The sequence below is a fragment of the Streptomyces sp. NPDC047880 genome (assembly GCF_040706515.1).
GTDB lineage: Bacteria > Actinomycetota > Actinomycetes > Streptomycetales > Streptomycetaceae > Streptomyces.
Genome location: NZ_JBEZOK010000005.1, coordinates 292,085 through 310,156 on the forward strand (window position 1 = coordinate 292,085; position 18,072 = coordinate 310,156).

Here is an 18,072-nt window from a genome sequence, read left to right on the forward strand (position 1 = left end):
CGGGGCGGTGGCCGGGTGGCGGGTGCGGGTGGTTCGTGGCTTGTCGCGCAGTGGCCCGCGCCCCTGGGGAATCTGCCCCTGCGGCGCCGGTGAGAGGAGAGCCCTGATGGACTTTGGCTTCACGCCGGAGGACGACGCGTTTCGCAGCGAGGCTCGTGACTGGCTGGCCTCGCACGTCAGCGGCGTCGCGGACCGCCGTACCTGGGAGCGCACCCTCGGTGCCGCCGGATGGATCGGGCTCGGGTGGGGCCGGGGCGGGTACGGGAACCGCACCGCCGGTCTCACCCAGCAGGTCGTCTGGGCCGAGGAGTACGCGCGGTCGGGGGCGCCGCCGCGTTCCGGGCACATCGGGGAGAACCTGCTCGCGCCCACGCTCCTCGCCCACGGCAGCGACGAGCAGAAGTCCCGCTTCCTCCCGCCGATCGCCGCCGGCGACGAACTCTGGTGCCAGGGCTACAGCGAACCCGGCGCCGGATCCGATCTGGCCGGGATCCGCACCGCGGCCGTGCGCGAGCCGGACGGCCGTACGTACCGCGTCACCGGGCAGAAGGTCTGGACGTCGCTCGCGCACGTGGCGGACTGGTGTTTCGTGCTGGCCAGGACCGAGCCCGGCTCGGCGCGGCACCACGGGCTGAGCTTCCTGCTCGTGCCCATGGACCAGCCCGGCCGGATCGAGGTCCGCCCCATCCGCCAGATGACCGGCACCAGCGACTTCAACGAGGTCTTCTTCGACGGCGCCCGCGCGGAGCACGTCGTCGGCGGGGCGGGCGACGGCTGGCGGGTCGCCATGAGCCTGCTCGGTTTCGAACGCGGTGTGTCCACGCTGGCCCAGCAGATCGGGTTCGCCGAGGAACTGGGCGCGGTGGTGCGGGCGGCCGTGGAGTCGGGCGCGGCGCGGGACCCCGTCGTACGGGAACGGCTCGTGCGGCAGTGGGCCGAGCTGCGCACGATGCGCTGGAACGCCCTGCGCACCCTGGGGAGTTCCGGTGACGCGGGCGCCCCGAGCGTGGCCAAGCTGCTGTGGGCCGGGTGGCACCAGCGGCTCGGGGAACTCGCGGTGCTGGTGCGGGGCGCGGCGGCCGGGGTGGGCCCCGCCGACTGGTCGGCGTCGGCTCCCTACGAACTGGACGCCGCACAGCACCTGTTCCTCTTCTCGCGGGCCGACACGATCTACGGCGGCTCGGACCAGATCCAGCGCACGATCATCGCCGAGCGCGTGCTCGGCCTGCCCAGGGAGCCCAAGGGGGCCGTGTGATGCGAGGCGTGATCTTCGACGGGAAGCAGGTCCGGGTCGTGACGGACCTGGAGGTGCGTGAGCCGGGGCCGGGCGAGGTGCGGGTCGCGATCTCGGCGGCCGGGCTGTGCCACAGCGATCTGTCGGTGGTGGACGGGACCATCCCCTTCCCCGTTCCCGTGGTGCTGGGCCATGAGGGAGCCGGGGTCGTGGAGGCGGTGGGTGGGGGCGTCACCCATGTCGCGCCCGGGGACCATGTGGCGCTGTCCACCCTGGCGAACTGCGGTACGTGCGCGGAGTGCGACCGCGGGCGGCCCACCATGTGCCGGCGGGCCATCGGACGCCCGGGCCGGCCGTTCCACCACGCCGGCTCGCCGGTGCACCAGTTCGCGTCCAACTCGGCGTTCGCCGAACGCACGGTCGTCAAGGCCGTGCAGGCGGTCCCGATCCCCGACGGCGTCCCACTGACGTCGGCGGCGCTCATCGGGTGCGGGGTGCTGACGGGCGTGGGAGCCGTACTGAACCGGGCGCGGGTGGACCGCGGCGACAGCGTCCTGGTCATCGGGACGGGCGGCATCGGCCTGAACGTGCTCCAGGGGGCCCGGCTCGCGGGTGCCGGGCGGATCGTCGCCGTCGACGCCAACCCGGCGAAGGAGGAGGCGGCACGACGGTTCGGCGCGACCGACTTCCTCACCTCGGCCGGGGGCGTGCGCGACCTCCTTCCGACGGGCGCGGACCACGCCTTCGAGTGCGTCGGCCGCGTGGAGCTGATCCGGCAGGCGATCGACGCACTGGACCGGCACGGCCAGGCCGTCCTGCTGGGGGTCCCGCCCGCCACGGCCGAGGCGTCCTTCCGCGTCTCCTCCATGTACCTCGACAAGTCCATCCTGGGCTGCCGCTACGGCTCCTCACGCCCGCAGCGGGACATCGCCCTGTACGCCGAGCTGTACCGCCAGGGGCGCCTCCTGCTCGACGAACTGGTGACCAGGACCTACCCGGTCGAGGACTTCGAGAAGGCGGCCGCGGACGCGGAGGCGGGGCGGGTGGCGCGGGCGGTGCTCACGTTCTGAGGGCGGGGGTGCTCAGCCCTCGACGGCGGTGCTCGCGGTCTGCGCGCGGAACGTGCGCCGGTAGGCCGTGGGCGTGACTCCCAGCGCCGACTGGAGGTGCTGGCGCATGGACTGGGCCGTGCCGAAGCCCGCGTCCCGGGCGACCTGGTCGACGGAGCGGTCGGTGGACTCCAGGAGGTGGCGGGCCCGCTCCACGCGCTGCTGGGCGAGCCACTGGCCGGGGCTGACGCCGGTCTCCTCACGGAAGCGGCGGGTGAAGGTGCGCACGGACATGGACTCCTGGGCGGCCATGTCGCGCAACTGGATGGGCTCGTGGAGACGGCCCAGGGCCCAGGCGCGGGCCGACGTCGTGGTCGCCTGCTGCGGGTCGGGCACGGGCCGGTGGATGTACTGCGCCTGACCGCCGTCGCGGTGCGGCGGTACGACCGTGCGGCGGGCCACGTCGTTGGCGACCGCCGTGCCGTGGTCCCGGCGCACCATGTGCAGGCACAGGTCGATGCCGGCCGCGACACCGGCGGAGGTCAGGACGTCGCCGTCGTCGATGAACAGGACGTCCGGATCGACCTGGATGTGCGGGAAGAGCCGCTGGAAGCGGTCGGCGTCGGCCCAGTGCGTGGTGGCGGGCCGGCCGTCCAGGAGACCTGCGGCGGCCAGGACGTAGACGCCGGTGCAGATCGAGGCGAGCCGGGTGCCGGGGCGGATGCGGTCGAGGGCGGCGGCCAGTTCGCCCGTGAGCACGCCCTCCTCGAAGACCGGGCCGAGTTCGTACGACGCCGGGACGATCACCGTGTCGGCGGTGGCCAGGACCTCGGGGCCGTGCTCGACCTGGATGGCGAAGTCGGCGTCGGTCTGCACCGGGCCCGGCGGGCGGACCGAGCAGGTGACGACGTCGTACAGCAGGCGTCCCTCGGCGTCCCGGGGGCGGCCGAAGATGCGGTGCGGGATGCCCAGCTCGAAGGGGAGCAGGCCGTCCAGGGCGAGGACGACCACGCGGTGCGGGCGGAACTCCGGCTCTCGGCTCATACCCTGATCCTATGGCCCGATCCTAACGAATGCTGTCCTTCGGGCCACTCGATGGAGCGCGCCGCAGGCCGGAAGCTCTATGTCGTGACCCAGACAACCGAAGCAGCGGCCGTCCAGCAGCCGCCGAAGCCGACCCGTGCCCGCGTGCACCGCGCCTGGTTCGTCGCCGCCGTCACCTTCGTGACGATCATCGGTGCCGCCGCCTTCCGTTCCGTGCCGGGCCTGCTCATCGACCCGCTGCACGAGGAGTTCGACTGGTCGCGCGGCACGATCGGCGCCGCCGTCTCGGTGAACCTCGCGCTGTACGGTCTGACGGCCCCGTTCGCGGCGGCCCTGATGGACCGCTTCGGCATCCGCCGGGTCGTCGCGGTCGCCCTGACCGTGATCGCCGCCGGCTCCTGGCTCACCGTGTGGATGACCGCGGCCTGGCAGCTGATGCTGTGCTGGGGGCTGCTGGTGGGCCTCGGCTCCGGCTCCATGGCGCTGGCCTTCGCCGCGACCGTCACCAACCGCTGGTTCACCGAGCGGCGCGGACTGGTCAGCGGCATCCTCACCGCCGCCTCGGCCTCCGGCCAGCTGATCTTCCTGCCCCTGCTGTCCTGGATCATCGCCCGGTACGACTGGCGTCCGGCGGCCGTGACGGTCGCGCTGGCCGCGCTCGCGGTCGTGCCGTTCGTGTGGCTCCTGCTGCACGACCACCCGGCGGACGTGGGCCAGAAGCCGTACGGGGCCACCGAGTTCGTGCCGAAGCCCCCGCCCGTCCCCGGCGCCGCCCGCCGGGCCGTGACCGTGCTGCTGTCCGCCGTGCGCACCGGCCCGTTCTGGCTGCTCGCCGGCACCTTCGCGATCTGCGGCGCTTCCACCAACGGCCTGATCCAGACGCACTTCATCCCCGCGGCCCACGACCACCACATGCCCGGCCAGGCCGCCGCGTCCCTGCTCGCGGTCATCGGGGTCTTCGACGTCGTCGGCACGATCGCCTCCGGCTGGTTCACGGACCGCTTCGAGCCGCGCCGTCTGCTGGCGGTGTACTACGCGCTGCGAGGCGTGTCGCTGATGTTCCTCCCGCTCCTGCTGGGCCCCGCGGTCCACCCGCCGATGGTCTTCTTCATCGTCTTCTACGGCCTCGACTGGGTCGCCACGGTCCCGCCCACCCTCGCCCTGTGCCGCGAGCAGTACGGCGAGGACAGCGCGATCGTCTTCGGCTGGGTCCTGGCCTCCCACCAGGTCGGGGCCGCCCTCGTCGCCTTCCTCGGCGGCGTCGCGAGGGACGCGTTCGGCACGTACGACGTGGTCTGGTACGCGTCGGGGGCGCTGTGCGCGGCGGCGGCGCTGATGGCGCTGGTGATCCGGCGGCGGCCGGTGCTCGCGGCGGCGGCCTGAACCCGCCGCCCGTCAGGCGGGGTTCAGGCTTCCGGCCTCGACCTCGGTGGCTACGACGCGGGCGGTGCGATGCTCAGGGCTTCCTGAGCGGGCTCGCCGGCCGGCTTCAGCCCGGCGGCGAGGGCCGGCTCGTCCTGTCCGGCCTCGCCGAACGGCCGGGGCTGCGCGACCGGGGCGAGGGTGCGGGCCGCCGTCGCGGCGGCGGGACCGTGCGTCGCAGGGCGGCCGGACACCCGCCCACGCCACTCCCGCGTACGGGGCACCGGTGATCAGCTCCTTGCCGCGCGATCCGCCGAGGTCACGTCAGTGTGGCGGCTGACGGCGGTGTGAGCCCTGCGACGGCGTCAGCCGGGCGAACTGCCCCCGGTGGAACAGGAGCGGCCCGTCCGGGGCGTCGCCCGTGCCCAGGGCGTTCACCCGGCCCACCACGATGAGGTGGTCGCCGCCGGTGTGGACGGCGTGGATCGTGCAGTCGATCCAGGCGACGGTGCCCGACAGCCGCGGGGCGCCCGACACCGGCGCCGCGTCGTACGCCACCCCCGCGAACTTGTCCGCGCCGCTCACCGCGAAGGCCCGGCACAACTCGCCCTGGCCGGCTGCCAGGACGTTCACGCAGAACAGCCCGGCGCGGGCGATGCGCGGCCAGGTCGTCGACGTACGGCCCACCATGAAGGCGACCAGCGGCGGGTCGAGGGAGAGAGAGGCGAAGGACTGGCAGGCGAAACCGGCGGGGGAGCCGCCGCCGGTGGCCGGGGGTGCCGTGATCACGGCCACGCCGGTGGCGAAGTTCCCCAGGACCCTGCGGAACTCCCGGGGGTCGAGCGGAGCGCGTTCGTCGGCGCCGACGCACCTCAACTCGGGGCGGGGCAGCGGCTCGACGGGCTCCGGGGCGGCTGTGCTGACCGACCTGAGGTAGCGGACGGCGGCTTCCGCCATCCCTGCTTGTCCCATCACCCCGCCATTGAAGCTGACATACCGTCAGATAGGAAGGGTCAGCGTCCCCTGAACTCCGCGCCCCGGCGCTCCACGAAGCTCCGCACGCCCTCCTGTGCGTCCGCCGTCGTCATGTTGATCTCCTGCGCCGCGGCCTCGGCGGCGAAGGCGGCGGCGCGGTCGGTGTCGAGGGAGGCGTTGACGAGCTGCTTGGTCAGGGCGAGGGCGCGGGTCGGTCCGGCCGCCAGGCGCTCGGCCCAGGCGCGTGCCGTCTTCTCCAGCTCCTCGTCCCGTACGACCCGGTTGACCAGCCCGAGGCGTTCGGCGTCCGGGGCGGTGAGCGCGTCGCCGAAGAACATCAGCTCCTTCGCCCGCTGCGGGCCGACGAGACGGGGGAGGAGGTAGGCGCCGCCGCCGTCGGGGACCAGCCCGCGCCGTACGAACACCTCGATGAAGCGGGCGGACTCGGCCGCGAGGACCAGGTCGCAGGCGAACGCGAGATGTGCGCCCAGGCCGGCCGCCGTGCCGTTCACCGCCGCGATCACCGGCTTCTCGCAGTCCAGCACGGCGGCGATCAGCCGCTGGGCCCCGGTGCGCAGGGTGCGCGCCACGTCCCCCACGAGCCGTTCGCCGGGGGCCCCGGCCCCCCTGAGGTCCGCCCCGGCGCAGAAACCGCGGCCCGTCCCCGTGATCACCACGGCACGCACCTCCGCCGTGGCGGACGCCTCCGACAGCAGCCCGATGACCTCCTCGCGCTGCCCGGGCGTCAGGGCGTTGAGGCTCTCGGGCCGGTTGAGGGTGAGGGTGAGGACCTGGTCCGTGGCCGTGTGCAGCACCGCGGGCCCCGCCATCAGCGGCACACCGCCAGCGCGTCCAGCGCCACGGCCCCCTGCCCCTGCGGCAGCACCATCAGCGGATTGATGTCCAGTTCCGCCAGCTGGTCGCCGAGTTCCATGGCCATGCGCTGCACCCGCAGGACGACCTCCACCAGCGCGTCCAGATCCGCCGCCGGCCGCCCCCTGACCCCGTCGAGCAGGGCCCGGCCGCGGAGTCCCGCGAGCATGTCCCGCGCCTGCTCCTCCCCGAAGGGCGGCACCCCCACGGCGGTGTCCCGCAGCACCTCGACGAGCACACCGCCGAGACCGACGGTCACGGTCGGGCCGAACAGGTCGTCGTGGGCGACGCCGACGACCATCTCCACGCCCTGCTCCACCATCTGGCAGACCAGGACGCCGTCCAGGGCGACGTCCTCGTAGCGGGCGATGTCGGTCAGCTCGCGATAGGCGTCACGGACCTGGCTGGCCGAGGTCAGCCCGATCTTCACCAGGCCCAGCTCGGTCTTGTGCGCGATCCGGGCGCCGGAGGCCTTCATCACCACCGGGTAACCCACGAGCCCGGCCGCCCGGACGGCCGCCGCCGCACTGGTCACCAACTGCTCGCGCGGTACGCGGATGCCGTACGCCCGCAGCAACTGCTTCGCCGCGTGCTCGCTCAGCTGCCCGCCGGGGTGCATCAGGGCCTGTGCCTTGCGGTAGGAGGGCGAGGGGGTGCGCGGGGCCTCGTCGAAGGGGGAGCGGTAGGCGGCCGTGAACCGGTGGTGGGCGAGATGGGCGCGGACGGCGGTGAGGCAGTTGCCGACCGTGCGGAAGGTGGCCACGCGGGAGGAGCCGAGCAGCACCTCGCGGTAGGCGGGCTCGGCGCCGACCGGCGAACCCCACACCACGCACACCAGCTTGTCGGTCTGCTCGGCCGCGTCCACCAGGTCCCGGACGAGCCGGTCGCTGAGCGGCGGGAACGGCCCGGTGACCGGGCAGATCAGCACGCCCACGTCAGGATCGTCGAGGATCGCGTCGATGATCTTCCGGCCGCGCTCGTCCCCGACCGGGTGCCCGCCGTTGTCGACCGGGTTGGCGACGGACAGGTACTCGGGGATCCACTGGTGCAGCTCGGCCTGCTTGGCCTCGGACAGGACCGGCAGGCTCAGGCCCGCCTCGGCCGCGAGATCGGCGACGTGCGCGCCCGTGCCACCCGAGATGGAGTAGACGACGACGCCGTCGGCCCGCGGCGGCCGGGCCCGGGCCAGCAGGGCTGCGGTGTCCTGGAGTTCGTCCAGCCCGTCGACGCGGATCACGCCGTACTGGCGTAGTGCCGCGTCCACCACCGCGTCCGCGCCGGTCAGTTTGCCGGTGTGGGAGGCGGCCGTGCGGGCGCCGGTCTCCGTGCGGCCCACCTTGACGGCGACGACCGGCACTCCGCGCCGGGCGGCCCGGTCGGCGGCGAGCAGGAAGGCGCGGCCGTCCTTCAGCCCTTCGAGGTAGCAGGCGATGGCGCCGACCTCGGGCTGCTCGGCGAAGTAGGACAGGAAGTCGGCACTGTCCAGGTCGGCCTCGTTGCCGGTGGGGGCCCAGTGGGAGAGGCGGATGCCGAGTTCCTGGAGGGCGAAGACGGGGCGGCCCTGGTGTCCGGACTGGGTGATCAGCGCGATCGCCGGCCCCTGAAGGTCGTCGCGGAACCGCTCGAAGGCGTTGAGATTGGTGTTGGGCCCCAGCAGGCGCATCCCGGACTGCTCCACGGCGGCGGCCAGTCGCCGCTGGGCGGCCTCGCCCTCCGGGCCGGTCTCCGCGAACCCGGACGCGAAGACGACCGCGAACCGCGCCTTGGCGTCGGCCAGTTCCTCGATCACCGGCAACGGGTCGCCGACCAGCACCACGGCCAGATCGACCTGCTCGGGCAGGGCGGCGACGGAAGGGGAACAGGGGATGCCGAAGACGGCCGGCCGACTGGGATGCACCGGGTGCAGCCGGGCGCCGACCCGCTCCGCCCAGTCGGCCAGCTGCCGTGTGATGCCGGTGTTCGGGCGGCCCTCGGTGTCCGAGGCGCCGATCACGGCGACGGACCGGGGACGGAAGAAGCGGTCGAGATCGGGTACGCCGGCGTGCAGCGGCCGTCCGCCGACGTCCAGGTCGCCCGCCTGGGCCGGCCTGCCGTGCACGACGGGCCCGGACCGCTCGCCACAGGCGATGGCCCGGGTCCGGCGGGAGTCGGTGGTGAGGGTGCCGTGGGTCGATCCAAGCATCGTTTCCGCCCGCTCCTGTGAGACAGCAGCTAACTGACGCATTGTCAGATTACTGAACTGATGCGACGTCAGGAACGGTGTGGGCGAGCTAAGTTGTCGATACGCCGGACCGCACCGGGCGGGGGCGGGCTTCGAGCCGGCAGTCGCCGGACCGGGCGGGGACGGGCGCCGGCCCGGCAGTACGCCGGGCCGGGCGGGGCGGGTCTCAGCCCGGCAGTCGGGACACGCCCCCCGCGCCGTTCCGTGCGACGGCCTTCGCGATCTTCACCGCGTCCAGCGCCATCTCACGGAGGTTGCCGCTGATCGGGTTGGTGAAGCCGGTGAAGTACAGGCCCGGGGCGGCCTTCGGGGTGCGGGCACCGTGGGTGACGGGCCTGCTGCGGTCGTCGAGGACGCCGAGGTGGCCGACGAGGTCCTCCAGGGCGCGGACGTATCCGGTGGCGGCGATCACCACGTCCGGGGAGATCCTGCTGCCGTCGGCCAGGGCGACCTTGCCGCCGTCCTCGAAGCCCTCCACGGCGGCCACGATCTCCACCCTGCCCTTGCGTACGGCGTCGATCAGGCCGACGTCCTGCACCGGGATCGCCCCCTGCCTCACCCGCGAGTACAGCCCCGTGTCGGGACGCGGCAGCCCGTGCGCCGACAGGTCGGGCACTGCCACCCTGGCCTGCACCCGGGAGATCCGGTCGACCAGGCCGACCGGCAGCCGGCGCACCAGCACGCCGCTGTACTGGGCGGCCCAGCCGGCGGTCGAACGGCGCACGATGTGGGGGACGGTGCGCACGGCGAGCCGGACCCGCGAGGCACCGCTCTCCACCAGGTCGACGGCGATCTCGGCGCCGGTGTTGCCCACCCCGACGACGAGGACGTCCCGGCCGGCGTAGGGCTTGCCGCTGCGGTACCGGCCGGCGTGCAGGAGCTCGCCCGTGAAGTCGGCGCGGCCGGGCCAGTCCGGCAGGCGCGGGGTGTGGTTGCAGCCGGTGGCGACGACCACGGCCGCGCCGGCCAGTTCCCGGCCGCCGGTGGCGTGCAGCAGCCAGCCCGTGCCGTCGGGGCCGCGCTCGACGCGGGTCACCTCGACGCCGGTGACGATCTCCAGGCGGTGGTGCTCGGCGTACTTCTCCAGGTACCGCACCACGTCGTCCCGGGACACCCACCGTCCGAACCGGCGCGGCATCGGCAGTCCGGGCAGGGCGGAGAGGCGGCGGGTGGTGTGCAGGTGCAGCCGGTCGTAGTGGCGGCGCCAGGACGCCCCGACGCGGTCGGACTTCTCCAGGACGACGGCCCGGACGCCCCGGGCGCGCAGCGCGTACGCCACGGACAGTCCGCCGGGGCCGCCGCCGATGACGTAGACGGGGCGGTCGGGTGGGGGCTGTGCGGAGGCGGGTGTGGGGGGTGTGGAGTCGGCCATGAGCGGGAGCGTAATCACGGGACCGCTTGATGGGTCTCGGTCAAGACCGGAATTGGTTACGGAATGATCACGGCTGTAGGGAGAGGGGGCGGGGCTCGTGGTGCGGCGGGCCGAGTTGTGGCGGCACGGTGATCGTTCCTGGCCGTGTGGCCGGTCGTGTGCGCCGGGCGCTGCCAGGGGGTGCTTGCCGGGGCGGGTCGCCGCCGGGGTCTTGCGTATCCGCGTAACTGACGTACCGTCAGGTCGCATGGACGCGATCTGGCTCACCGGGGCGGAATGGCTGGCCGTGCTGCGGATCGGACTCGGGCTGTGGTGGCTGGAGAGCTGGCGGCACAAGGACCGCAAGGCCTGGTTCGAGCGGGGCGCCGGCATCGCCTGGGCCGCCGGGATAGCCGCCGAGCACCGCTGGAGCGCGGTCCGTTCGGGCTTCGAAGCGGTCGTGGCGCCGCGCCCGCGCGTGATGGCGTACGTCGTCGTCCACGCTGAACTGGCCCTCGGGCTGGGGCTGATCACCGGCTTCCTCACCCCGGTCGCCCTGGTCGGCGGCCTTCTGCTCAACGCGCTCTACTTCACGCTCATGGTCCACGACGTCGCCGAGCAGGGGCAGAACTCGATGATGGCGCTGATGTCGGTGGTCGGACTGTTCGGGATGTCCTGGCAGACGTGGTCGGTGGACAGCGCCCTGGGGCTGTTCCGATGACGGGCCGCCTCGACCTGCCCGAGCCCGACGCCTTCACCCGGACGTACTGGGACGCGGCCGCCGAGGGCAGGCTGCTGATCCGCCGCTGCGGGGCGTGCGGCCGGGCCCACCACTACCCGCGCGAGTTCTGTCCCCACTGCTGGAGCGAGGACGTGTCGTGGGAGACGGCGAGCGGCCGCGCCACGCTCTACACCTGGTCCGTCGTCCACCGCAACGACCTGCCGCCCTTCCGGGACCGGGTCCCGTACGTCGCCGCCGTGGTCCAACTGGCGGAGGGGCCGCGGATGATGACGGAGATCGTGGGGGCGCAGGCCCGCCGGTCCGGTGAGGATCCGGGGCTGTCGGACGGGGCGGACCTGGAGGTGGTGTTCCGGGAGGGGATCCCGGTGTTCCGACCGGCGCCGAGGGGTTGATCGGCCGGTGTGTGAGGGTGCGGAGGGGTTGATCGGCCGGTGTGTGAGGGTGCGGAGGGGCTGAATGGCCGGTGTGTGAGGGTGCGGAGGGGCTGAACGGCCGGTGTGTGGGGGTGCGGAGGGGTTGAACGGCCGGTGTGTGGGGGTGCGGAGGGGTTGAACGGCCGGTGTGTGGGGGTGCGGAGGGGTTGAATGGCCGGTGTGTGGGGGTGCGGAGGGGTTGAACGGCCGGTGTGTGGGGGTGCGGAGGGGTTGAACGGCCGGTGTGTGAGGGTGCGGAGGGGTTGAACGGCCCGTGCGGAGGGTGCGGAGGGGCTGAACGGCCGAGGAGCCCGGCGTCCCTGGCCCCGGGTGCTCAGGGGCGGCGACTTCTTCCCGCCACGGCGTCCCGGATCGCGCGCCGAGGGATTGAATGGGCCCATGGCCCCCATACGCGACCAGTCCCTGACCGGCCCACGCCCGGACCTGCACGGTCACGGCCTCCGCCTGCGACCCTGGAACGCGGGGTCGGGTGCCGACGTGGACACATGGCTGCGAGGGCTGAGCGACCCGGAGTTCCGGCGCTGGAACACCCCGCTGCGGCCGGTCACCGACCGGGCGAGTGCGCGGGAGTCCCTGCTCGCGCGGGCGCAGAGCGCCCTGGAGGGGGCGTCGGTGTCGTTCCGGATCGCGGACGCGCGCAGCGACGCCCCGCTGGGACACATCGGCGTCAACGAGATCAAGTACCACCTGAAGGTCGCCCGGGTCGGCTACTGGGTCCTGCCGGAGGCCCGCGGCCAGGGCGTCGCCACGCGCGCTCTCCTGCTCGCCGCGCGCTGGGCCCTCACGGAACTCGGCCTGCACCGGCTGGAGCTGGACCACGCGGTGGGCCACGACGCCTCGTGCCGGATCGCCGAGCGGTGCGGGTTCCCCTACGAGGGCACCCTGCGCGGCGCGATCTTCCAGGAGGACCGGTATGACGCCTTCCGGGACGCCCATCTGCACGCCCGCCTGGCCACGGACCCGGAACCGCGGGATCCACAGGAGGGGGCGAGAGCGGTGATGTGATGCACGTCACTCCGCTCGGCCGATCAGTCCCGTCCGCGCCACCGGTCATAACCGGCGACCGAAGCGCCACCGCCGTGCAGCGAAGGGACCGCCCGAGATGACCGCACCCGTGAAGGGCCCCGCCAGTTACTTCCCGACCATCGAGAAGAAGTACGGCCGGCCGGTCGCCGACTGGCAGGAGCTGATCCGCACCTCGCCGCTGACCCGGCACATGGAGCTCGTCACCTGGCTGAAGACCGAGCACGGCGTGGGACACGGCCACGCCAACGCGCTGGTGGCGTACACGCTCGCCGAGGACAGTGGCACGTGATCCGACGGGGGCTGCCGAAGATCAGGAGTGTCCGGTGGTCGGCGGACGGCACCATGAACCATGGACACCGATACGAACACCCGCAGTGGGAGAGCCAGTTGGCACCTCACTCATGACCTCGACGACTTCCTCGCCCGCGCCGGCCCCTTCCTCCGCTCCCGGCCGGCGCCGCACACCGTGCCGCTGACCGTCACGGAGACCCTGCGGACGCGCGGCCGGTGCGTGTACGGAGAGGGGGCACCGGAGTTCGGCGTACTGGAACGGGACGGGGAGGTCCGGGCGGCCTTCTTCCGCACCCCGCCGCACTGGCTGAACCTCACGGCCCTGACCCCCGGGGACGCCGATTCCCTCGCCGCGCGCCTGGCCGCCCTCGGGCGTCGCCTGCCCGGTGTGAACGCGGACACCGACACCGCGGCCGCCTTCGCCGAAGCCTGGCAGCGGCACACGGGCGCCCCGGCAGCCCTGCGCCGGCGCCAGCGGCTCTACCGGCTCGGCACGCTGACCGCGCCCGGGCCCGTGCCGCCCGGCCGCCCCAGGGTGGCCGTCACGTCCGACCGCGAGCGGCTCCGGCACTGGCACGACGAGTTCAGCGCATCCGTCGGCCTGGGCACCGCCCGCGACTCCGCCGAGTGGGCGGACGCCCGGATCGACAACGGCGGCATCACCTTCTGGGAGACCCCCGACGGCACGCCCGTCGCGATGGCCGGCAGCACTCCCCAGGTCGCCGGCCAGGTCCGCGTCGCCCCCGTCTACACCCCGCCCCACCTGCGCGGCCGCGGCTACGCGGGTGCGGCGACGACCGAGGTCAGCCGCGCCGCCCGCGCCGCCGGAGCAGACGAGGTCCTCCTCTTCACGGACCTGTCCAACCCCACCAGCAACGGCCTCTACCAGCGCATCGGCTACCGCCCGGTGGCCGACTTCGCGGTGTACGACTTCACATGGGCTCCGATCACGCCCGGTCGCCCGAGCACGACCCCGGACGGTCACGACGCACGTGCGGCGCAACCGGCCTCACGGCCACAGCAGCTCCCGTGACCACTCCTCGCCGTCCCGCTCCTCCTGCCGCCGGTAGCGGAGTCTGACGTGGCGGCGGCGCTCGTCGCCCTGGAAGAACTCCACCTCCTCGGCCCGCAGCCGGTACAGCGTCCAGGACGGCACCGGTGCCTCCGGCTCGCGGGACGCTCGTTCCCACGCCGACTCCGAGGCCCGGGCCAGGTCGTCCAGGGAGGGCAGGACCTCGCTCTGCCGTCCGGTCAGCGCCGCCGCCAGCGCGCCCGTCGACCGGGCGTGCAGGTCTCCCTGGGCTTCCTCGGACGGAGCCGCGGTCACCGGGCCGCGGACCCGGACCTGGCGGCCCAGCGCCGGCCAGTAGAAGCCGAGCGCGGCGTACGGGCGGCCGGCGAGGTGCCGGCCCTTGCGGCTGCCGGCGTGCGACGCGAAGAACCAGCCGTCGGTGTCGGCACCGTGCAGCATCACGATCCGCACGTCGGGCAGCCCCGACTCGTCCGACGTCGCCAGCGACATGGTGTGCGGCTCGGTCTGGCCGGCCGCCACCGCCGCCGCGAACCACTCGGTGAACAGGGGCAGGGGCGCGGCCGGAGCGGTGTCCGGCTCGAAGGGGGGCAGGTCCGTGACCTTCGGGTCCCAGACCCGCAGTGACCTCAGCAGCTCGTGAAGATCGGTTGCCATGCCTCGATTGTCACCGGTCACGCGCGAGGGCGGCGGGCAGGGCGGCAGGCCTCCCCGGCGGGGCGCGGAGTCCAGGAGGGGCGCGGGCCGCTCACTCCGCCCCCAGCACCACGGTCCCGGACGAGCAGAACCAGCCCCCCGTCCCCGACGCCACGGCCAGCCGCGGCAGCGCGCCGCCGGTGCGCCGCACCTGCCGCTCCCCGCACTCCCCGCGTAGCTGCCGCACCGCCTCCACCAGCAGGAACAGCCCCCGCATCCCGGGATGCTGCGCCGACAGCCCGCCCCCGTCGGTGTTCACGGGCAGCTCTCCGCCCTCGACCCGCAACCGCCCCTTCTCCACGAACGGCCCGCCCTCGCCCTTCCCGCAGAAGCCCAGGTCCTCCAGCGTGACCAGGGTCATGTAGGTGAACGCGTCGTAGATCTCGGCGAAGTCGATCTCCGACGGCCGTATCCCGGCCCGTCCGAAGGCGAGCCGCCCGCTCACCGCCGCCGGCGTCACCGTGAAGTCCGGCCACTCGGACATCGCGGCGTGCGAGAGGGACTCCCCGCTGCCCAGCACCCACACCGGGGATGTACGGCAGTCCCGTGCGTACTCCTGCGCCACCAGCAGCACCGCCGCCCCGCCGTCGCTGCGGACGCAGCAGTGCAGCTTGGTGAAGGGGTCCGCGATCATGGGCCCGGCCAGGACCTCGTCGACCGTGACCGGCGTGCGGAACATCGCCTCCGGGTTGAGGGCCGCGTTGGCCCGGGCCTGCACGGCGACCTGGGCCAGCTGCTCGATCGTCGTGCCGTACTCGATCATGTGACGGCGGGCCGCCATGGCGTACTTGGCGATCAGGGTGTGGCCGTAGGGGACTTCGAACTGCAGGGGGCCGCGCGTGCCGAAGGACAGGGTCCCGGTGCGGCGGCCGGCCTTGACGTCGGCGCGAGCCGTCGATCCGTAGACGAGCAGCACCGCGCGGGCGTGCCCTGCCGCGATCGCGTCCGCCGCGTGGGCCGCCATGACCTCCCAGGTGGAGCCGCCCACCGAGGTGGAGTCGACCCAGGTGGGGCGCAGGCCCAGATACTCGGCGACCTCCACGGGCGCCAGGGTGCCGAGGCCCGCCGAGGCGAAGCCGTCGACCACCGACCGGTCCAGGCCGGCGTCGGCCAGGGCGCGCCGGGCCGCCTGGGCGTGCAGGGCGTACGGGGTCGCGTCGTCCACGCGGCCGCAGTCCGAGAGGGCCACGCCGACGACGGCCACCTTTCTCCGGGCCACCATGAATCTGACGGTACATCAGATCTGTGCCGCCACGGCAGGGCTCTGGGCTTCCTCGTCTCCCCGCCCTAATATGACGCACCGTCAGATATGGCGAGAGGTGCTTGCGGAGAGAGGTGCCCCATGGACGCCCGCTTCACCGACGAACAGGACGAGATCCGCCGCACCCTGCGCGAACTGCTCGTCAAGCGGTGCGGTCCGCAGGAGCTGCGGGCCGCCGTCGGCACCCCGGCCGGGCACGACCCCGCCCTGTGGGTCACCCTCGCCGGACACCTCGGCCTGCCCGCACTGGCCCTCCCCGACGCCTACGGCGGCGCCGGCTGCACCTCGACCGAACTCGCCCTGGCGTGCGAGGAAACCGGCCGGGTGCTCGCCCCCACCCCCCTGCTCGCCACCGCCGTCCTCGCCGCCCCGCTGCTGCTCGCCCTCGGCACCGGCGCCCAGCGCGCCGAGCTGCTGCCGCGCATCGCCTCCGGCGAACTCACCGCCGCCCTGGCCGTACCGGGGCCCGCCCTCGCCACCGCCCTCGCGCTCACCGGCCACGACCGGCGCGGGCAATGGGCCGGCGGGGGACGGGCCGGGGGCGTCCAGGCCCGGCGGACCGACGACGGCTGGCAGGTGTACGGGCAGGCGGACCAGGTTCTCGACGGGCACAGCGCCGGGCTGCTCGTCGTCGCCGCGCACACCGGGGGGTTCGCCCGCTCCCGGGTGCTGCTGTTCCTCGTGCGCGGGGACGCCGCCGGTCTCACCCGGGCACGGCAGACCGCGCTGGACGCGACCCGCCCGCAGGGCCGCGTCCAACTGCGGCACGCCCCCGCGGAGTTGCTGGGCGACGAGGAGGCCGACGCCCTGCCCGCCCTCGCCCGGCTCGGCGGCACCGCCGCCGCCTGCCTCGCCGCCGAGGCGGTGGGCGCCGCCGCCCGGGTGCTGGAGCGGACGGTCGGGTACGTCGGGCAGCGCGAGCAGTTCGGCCGGCCGGTCGGCTCCTACCAGGCCGTCAAGCACCGGCTGGCCGACGCCTACGTCCAGGTCCAGGCGGCCCGCTCGGCGGCGTACTACGCGGCCTGGACCGCCGCGACCCCGGCCCCCGAGGAGACGGCCGGCGCTCTGGCCCTCGCCCAGGCGCTCGAAGCGCTGCGCCGGGCGGCCGCCGAGGGGATCCAGCTGCACGGCGGGATCGGGTTCACCTGGGAACACGAGGCCCACCTGTACTTCAAGCGCGCCGCGGGCGACGAGCTGCTGTTCGGGCCGGTGCACCGGCTGCGGGCGCACGCGGCCGACGTGGCACACGTCTTCGAGGAGGCCGGCACATGAGGGGTGCGCGTGTGGTGCAGAAGGTGTCGTCGACCAGGGGCTTCGCGCGGGTGGCGCCGCACGTGGTGCCCGCCCTCGACCGGGCCGTCCACCGGCTCACCGGAGGGCGGCTGCTGCTCAGCGCGCGGATGCTGCCCGGCGTGGTGCTGACCTCCACCGGGGCGAGGAGCGGGCTGCCCCGTCGTACGCCCCTGGCCTGCATGCCGGAGGACGGCGGGCGCCGCTGGATCCTCGTCGGGTCCAATTTCGGGCGGCCGGGGCACCCCGCCTGGAGCCACAACCTCCTCGCGCATCCCGACGCGGAGATCAGCTGGAAGGGCCGGGACGTCCCGGTCACGGCCCGGCTGCTGGCGGGGGAGGAGCGGGCGGCGGCGTGGCAGGCGCTGCTGGCGTTCTGGCCGCCGTACGCGGCCTACCAGGCGCGGGTGGAGCGGGAGATCCGGGTGTTCCGGCTCGTACCGAGCAAGTGACCGGCGAAAAGCGCGACAGGCGGTGGTTCACCTGGGTGAACCACCGCCTGCCAGACAGGATTTGGGTGCGCGAGGGGCCGCCGCCCGGCGTTACTTCGTCGGCTTCCGGCCGGTGACGCCGAGGTGCACCAACAGGGCGAGGTTCGGTTTCAGTTCGGCCTGCTTCACGCCCCAGGAGGAGAAGCCCTTCTGGTGTGAGGCGACCGCCGCGAGCATCGCGACCAGCGAACCGGCGACGGCCGCCGGGTTCACGTCCTTGTCGACCCGGCCCTTGGCCTGGAGCTCGGCGACGGCGTCCGCGAGGGAGTTGTTCACCGAGTTGAGGATCTTCATCCGGAGTTTGTAGAAGCGTTTGTCGCCCTCGGCGGCGCCGAGATCGACGACCCGGAGAATGGCGTCGTTCTTGCGCCAGAACTCCAGGAAGCCGTCGACGAGTTCCTGAGCCGTCTGCCAGCCGGCCTTGCCGGCCCAGGAGCGGCCCTCCAGGAGCTCTGTCAACGCGGCGCCCTCGGTCGCCATTTGCTCGGCGATCTCCAGGACGGCGCCCTCGACGTCCGGGAAGTACTGGTAGAAGGTCGCGGGCGAAGTGCCCGCCTTCCGGGCGACATCGATGACCTTGACGTCCCGGTACGGGGAGGAGCTGAGCATCTCGCTGAGGCAGTCGAGCAGCTTCTGCCGGGTCGCCTGCCCACGCCGGCCGGCCACGCGGCCGTCGACGGTACGCACTTGTCCTGTCATGCC

General features: G+C 73.8%; 19 protein-coding genes. 10 read left to right on the plus strand and 9 right to left on the minus strand.

What is annotated here, in order from left to right; genetic code table 11:
• Positions 1-106 precede the first annotated feature (106 nt).
• Both AB0937_RS11115 and AB0937_RS11120 read left to right on the plus strand, forming a co-directional pair.
• Positions 107-1,255 carry an acyl-CoA dehydrogenase family protein gene (locus tag AB0937_RS11115; RefSeq protein WP_366711007.1) on the plus strand — a complete coding sequence of 383 codons (1,149 nt, stop codon included), beginning with the start codon at positions 107-109 and terminating at the stop codon, positions 1,253-1,255.
• Entirely contained in the window at positions 1,255-2,304 is a 1,050-nt protein-coding gene (locus AB0937_RS11120) for a Zn-dependent alcohol dehydrogenase (RefSeq protein WP_366711008.1), read from the plus strand. The genes AB0937_RS11115 and AB0937_RS11120 overlap by 1 nt, the downstream gene beginning before the upstream one ends.
• A gap of 12 nt (positions 2,305-2,316) precedes the next feature.
• Here AB0937_RS11120 and AB0937_RS11125 read toward each other — a convergent pair whose 3' ends face one another.
• A complete protein-coding gene (locus AB0937_RS11125; RefSeq protein ID WP_366711010.1) occupies positions 2,317-3,327 on the minus strand; it encodes a helix-turn-helix domain-containing protein in 1,011 nt (336 codons plus the stop codon).
• Positions 3,328-3,411: 84 nt separating this feature from the next.
• Here AB0937_RS11125 and AB0937_RS11130 point away from each other — a divergent pair, with 84 nt between their 5' ends.
• Entirely contained in the window at positions 3,412-4,710 is a 1,299-nt protein-coding gene (locus tag AB0937_RS11130) for an MFS transporter (RefSeq protein ID WP_366711012.1), read from the plus strand.
• 50 nt (positions 4,711-4,760) lie between these two features.
• Here the strand turns inward: AB0937_RS11130 and AB0937_RS11135 are convergent, their stop codons facing one another.
• The 5 genes from AB0937_RS11135 to AB0937_RS11155 form a co-directional block, all read right to left on the minus strand.
• Positions 4,761-4,973, minus strand: coding sequence for a hypothetical protein (locus tag AB0937_RS11135; RefSeq protein WP_366711013.1), 213 nt, complete (start codon positions 4,971-4,973; stop codon positions 4,761-4,763).
• A 40-nt stretch (positions 4,974-5,013) separates the two neighbouring features.
• Positions 5,014-5,646 (minus strand): flavin reductase family protein, encoded by a 633-nt coding sequence (locus AB0937_RS11140; RefSeq protein ID WP_366711015.1) that lies wholly within the window; start codon positions 5,644-5,646, stop codon positions 5,014-5,016.
• A 56-nt stretch (positions 5,647-5,702) separates the two neighbouring features.
• Positions 5,703-6,494 carry an enoyl-CoA hydratase-related protein gene (locus tag AB0937_RS11145; RefSeq protein WP_366711017.1) on the minus strand — a complete coding sequence of 264 codons (792 nt, stop codon included), beginning with the start codon at positions 6,492-6,494 and terminating at the stop codon, positions 5,703-5,705.
• On the minus strand, positions 6,494-8,719 hold the full coding sequence (locus AB0937_RS11150; protein ID WP_366711018.1) for an acetate--CoA ligase family protein: 2,226 nt from the start codon (positions 8,717-8,719) through the stop codon (positions 6,494-6,496). The genes AB0937_RS11145 and AB0937_RS11150 overlap by 1 nt, the downstream gene beginning before the upstream one ends.
• Positions 8,720-8,924: 205 nt before the next feature.
• Positions 8,925-10,130 carry an NAD(P)/FAD-dependent oxidoreductase gene (locus tag AB0937_RS11155; RefSeq protein WP_366711020.1) on the minus strand — a complete coding sequence of 402 codons (1,206 nt, stop codon included), beginning with the start codon at positions 10,128-10,130 and terminating at the stop codon, positions 8,925-8,927.
• A 247-nt stretch (positions 10,131-10,377) separates the two neighbouring features.
• On the opposite strand from AB0937_RS11155, the gene AB0937_RS11160 reads away from it, so the two are divergent.
• From AB0937_RS11160 to AB0937_RS11180, 5 genes are all read left to right on the plus strand, one after another.
• Positions 10,378-10,830, plus strand: coding sequence for a DoxX family protein (locus AB0937_RS11160; protein ID WP_366711021.1), 453 nt, complete (start codon positions 10,378-10,380; stop codon positions 10,828-10,830).
• On the plus strand, positions 10,827-11,243 hold the full coding sequence (locus AB0937_RS11165; protein ID WP_366711023.1) for a Zn-ribbon domain-containing OB-fold protein: 417 nt from the start codon (positions 10,827-10,829) through the stop codon (positions 11,241-11,243). The genes AB0937_RS11160 and AB0937_RS11165 overlap by 4 nt, the downstream gene beginning before the upstream one ends.
• Before the next feature lie 420 nt (positions 11,244-11,663).
• Complete coding sequence (locus AB0937_RS11170) at positions 11,664-12,290, plus strand: GNAT family N-acetyltransferase (RefSeq protein WP_366711024.1); 627 nt, start codon at positions 11,664-11,666, stop codon at positions 12,288-12,290.
• Positions 12,291-12,387: 97 nt separating this feature from the next.
• Positions 12,388-12,600, plus strand: a complete 213-nt coding sequence (locus AB0937_RS11175; RefSeq protein WP_366711026.1) for a DUF4287 domain-containing protein — start codon at positions 12,388-12,390, stop codon at positions 12,598-12,600.
• 60 nt (positions 12,601-12,660) lie between these two features.
• Positions 12,661-13,635 carry a GNAT family N-acetyltransferase gene (locus AB0937_RS11180; protein WP_366711028.1) on the plus strand — a complete coding sequence of 325 codons (975 nt, stop codon included), beginning with the start codon at positions 12,661-12,663 and terminating at the stop codon, positions 13,633-13,635.
• On the opposite strand, the gene AB0937_RS11185 is transcribed toward AB0937_RS11180, so the two are convergent.
• Together AB0937_RS11185 and AB0937_RS11190 are read right to left on the minus strand one after the other, a co-directional pair.
• Positions 13,612-14,289 (minus strand): pyridoxal 5'-phosphate synthase, encoded by a 678-nt coding sequence (locus AB0937_RS11185; protein ID WP_366711029.1) that lies wholly within the window; start codon positions 14,287-14,289, stop codon positions 13,612-13,614. The genes AB0937_RS11180 and AB0937_RS11185 overlap by 24 nt on opposite strands.
• A gap of 91 nt (positions 14,290-14,380) precedes the next feature.
• Positions 14,381-15,550: an acetyl-CoA acetyltransferase gene (locus tag AB0937_RS11190; protein WP_366711031.1), complete on the minus strand. Its 1,170-nt coding sequence runs from the start codon at positions 15,548-15,550 to the stop codon at positions 14,381-14,383.
• A 120-nt stretch (positions 15,551-15,670) separates the two neighbouring features.
• Between AB0937_RS11190 and AB0937_RS11195 the strand changes: the two genes are divergently transcribed.
• Together AB0937_RS11195 and AB0937_RS11200 are read left to right on the plus strand one after the other, a co-directional pair.
• Positions 15,671-16,861 (plus strand): acyl-CoA dehydrogenase family protein, encoded by a 1,191-nt coding sequence (locus AB0937_RS11195; protein WP_366711032.1) that lies wholly within the window; start codon positions 15,671-15,673, stop codon positions 16,859-16,861.
• Positions 16,858-17,331, plus strand: a complete 474-nt coding sequence (locus AB0937_RS11200) for a nitroreductase/quinone reductase family protein (RefSeq protein ID WP_366711033.1) — start codon at positions 16,858-16,860, stop codon at positions 17,329-17,331. Before AB0937_RS11195 ends, AB0937_RS11200 begins: the two co-directional genes overlap by 4 nt.
• 90 nt (positions 17,332-17,421) lie before the next feature.
• On the opposite strand, the gene AB0937_RS11205 is transcribed toward AB0937_RS11200, so the two are convergent.
• On the minus strand, positions 17,422-18,069 hold the full coding sequence (locus AB0937_RS11205) for a TetR family transcriptional regulator (protein ID WP_167345935.1): 648 nt from the start codon (positions 18,067-18,069) through the stop codon (positions 17,422-17,424).
• Between the last annotated feature and the right edge of the window lie 3 nt (positions 18,070-18,072).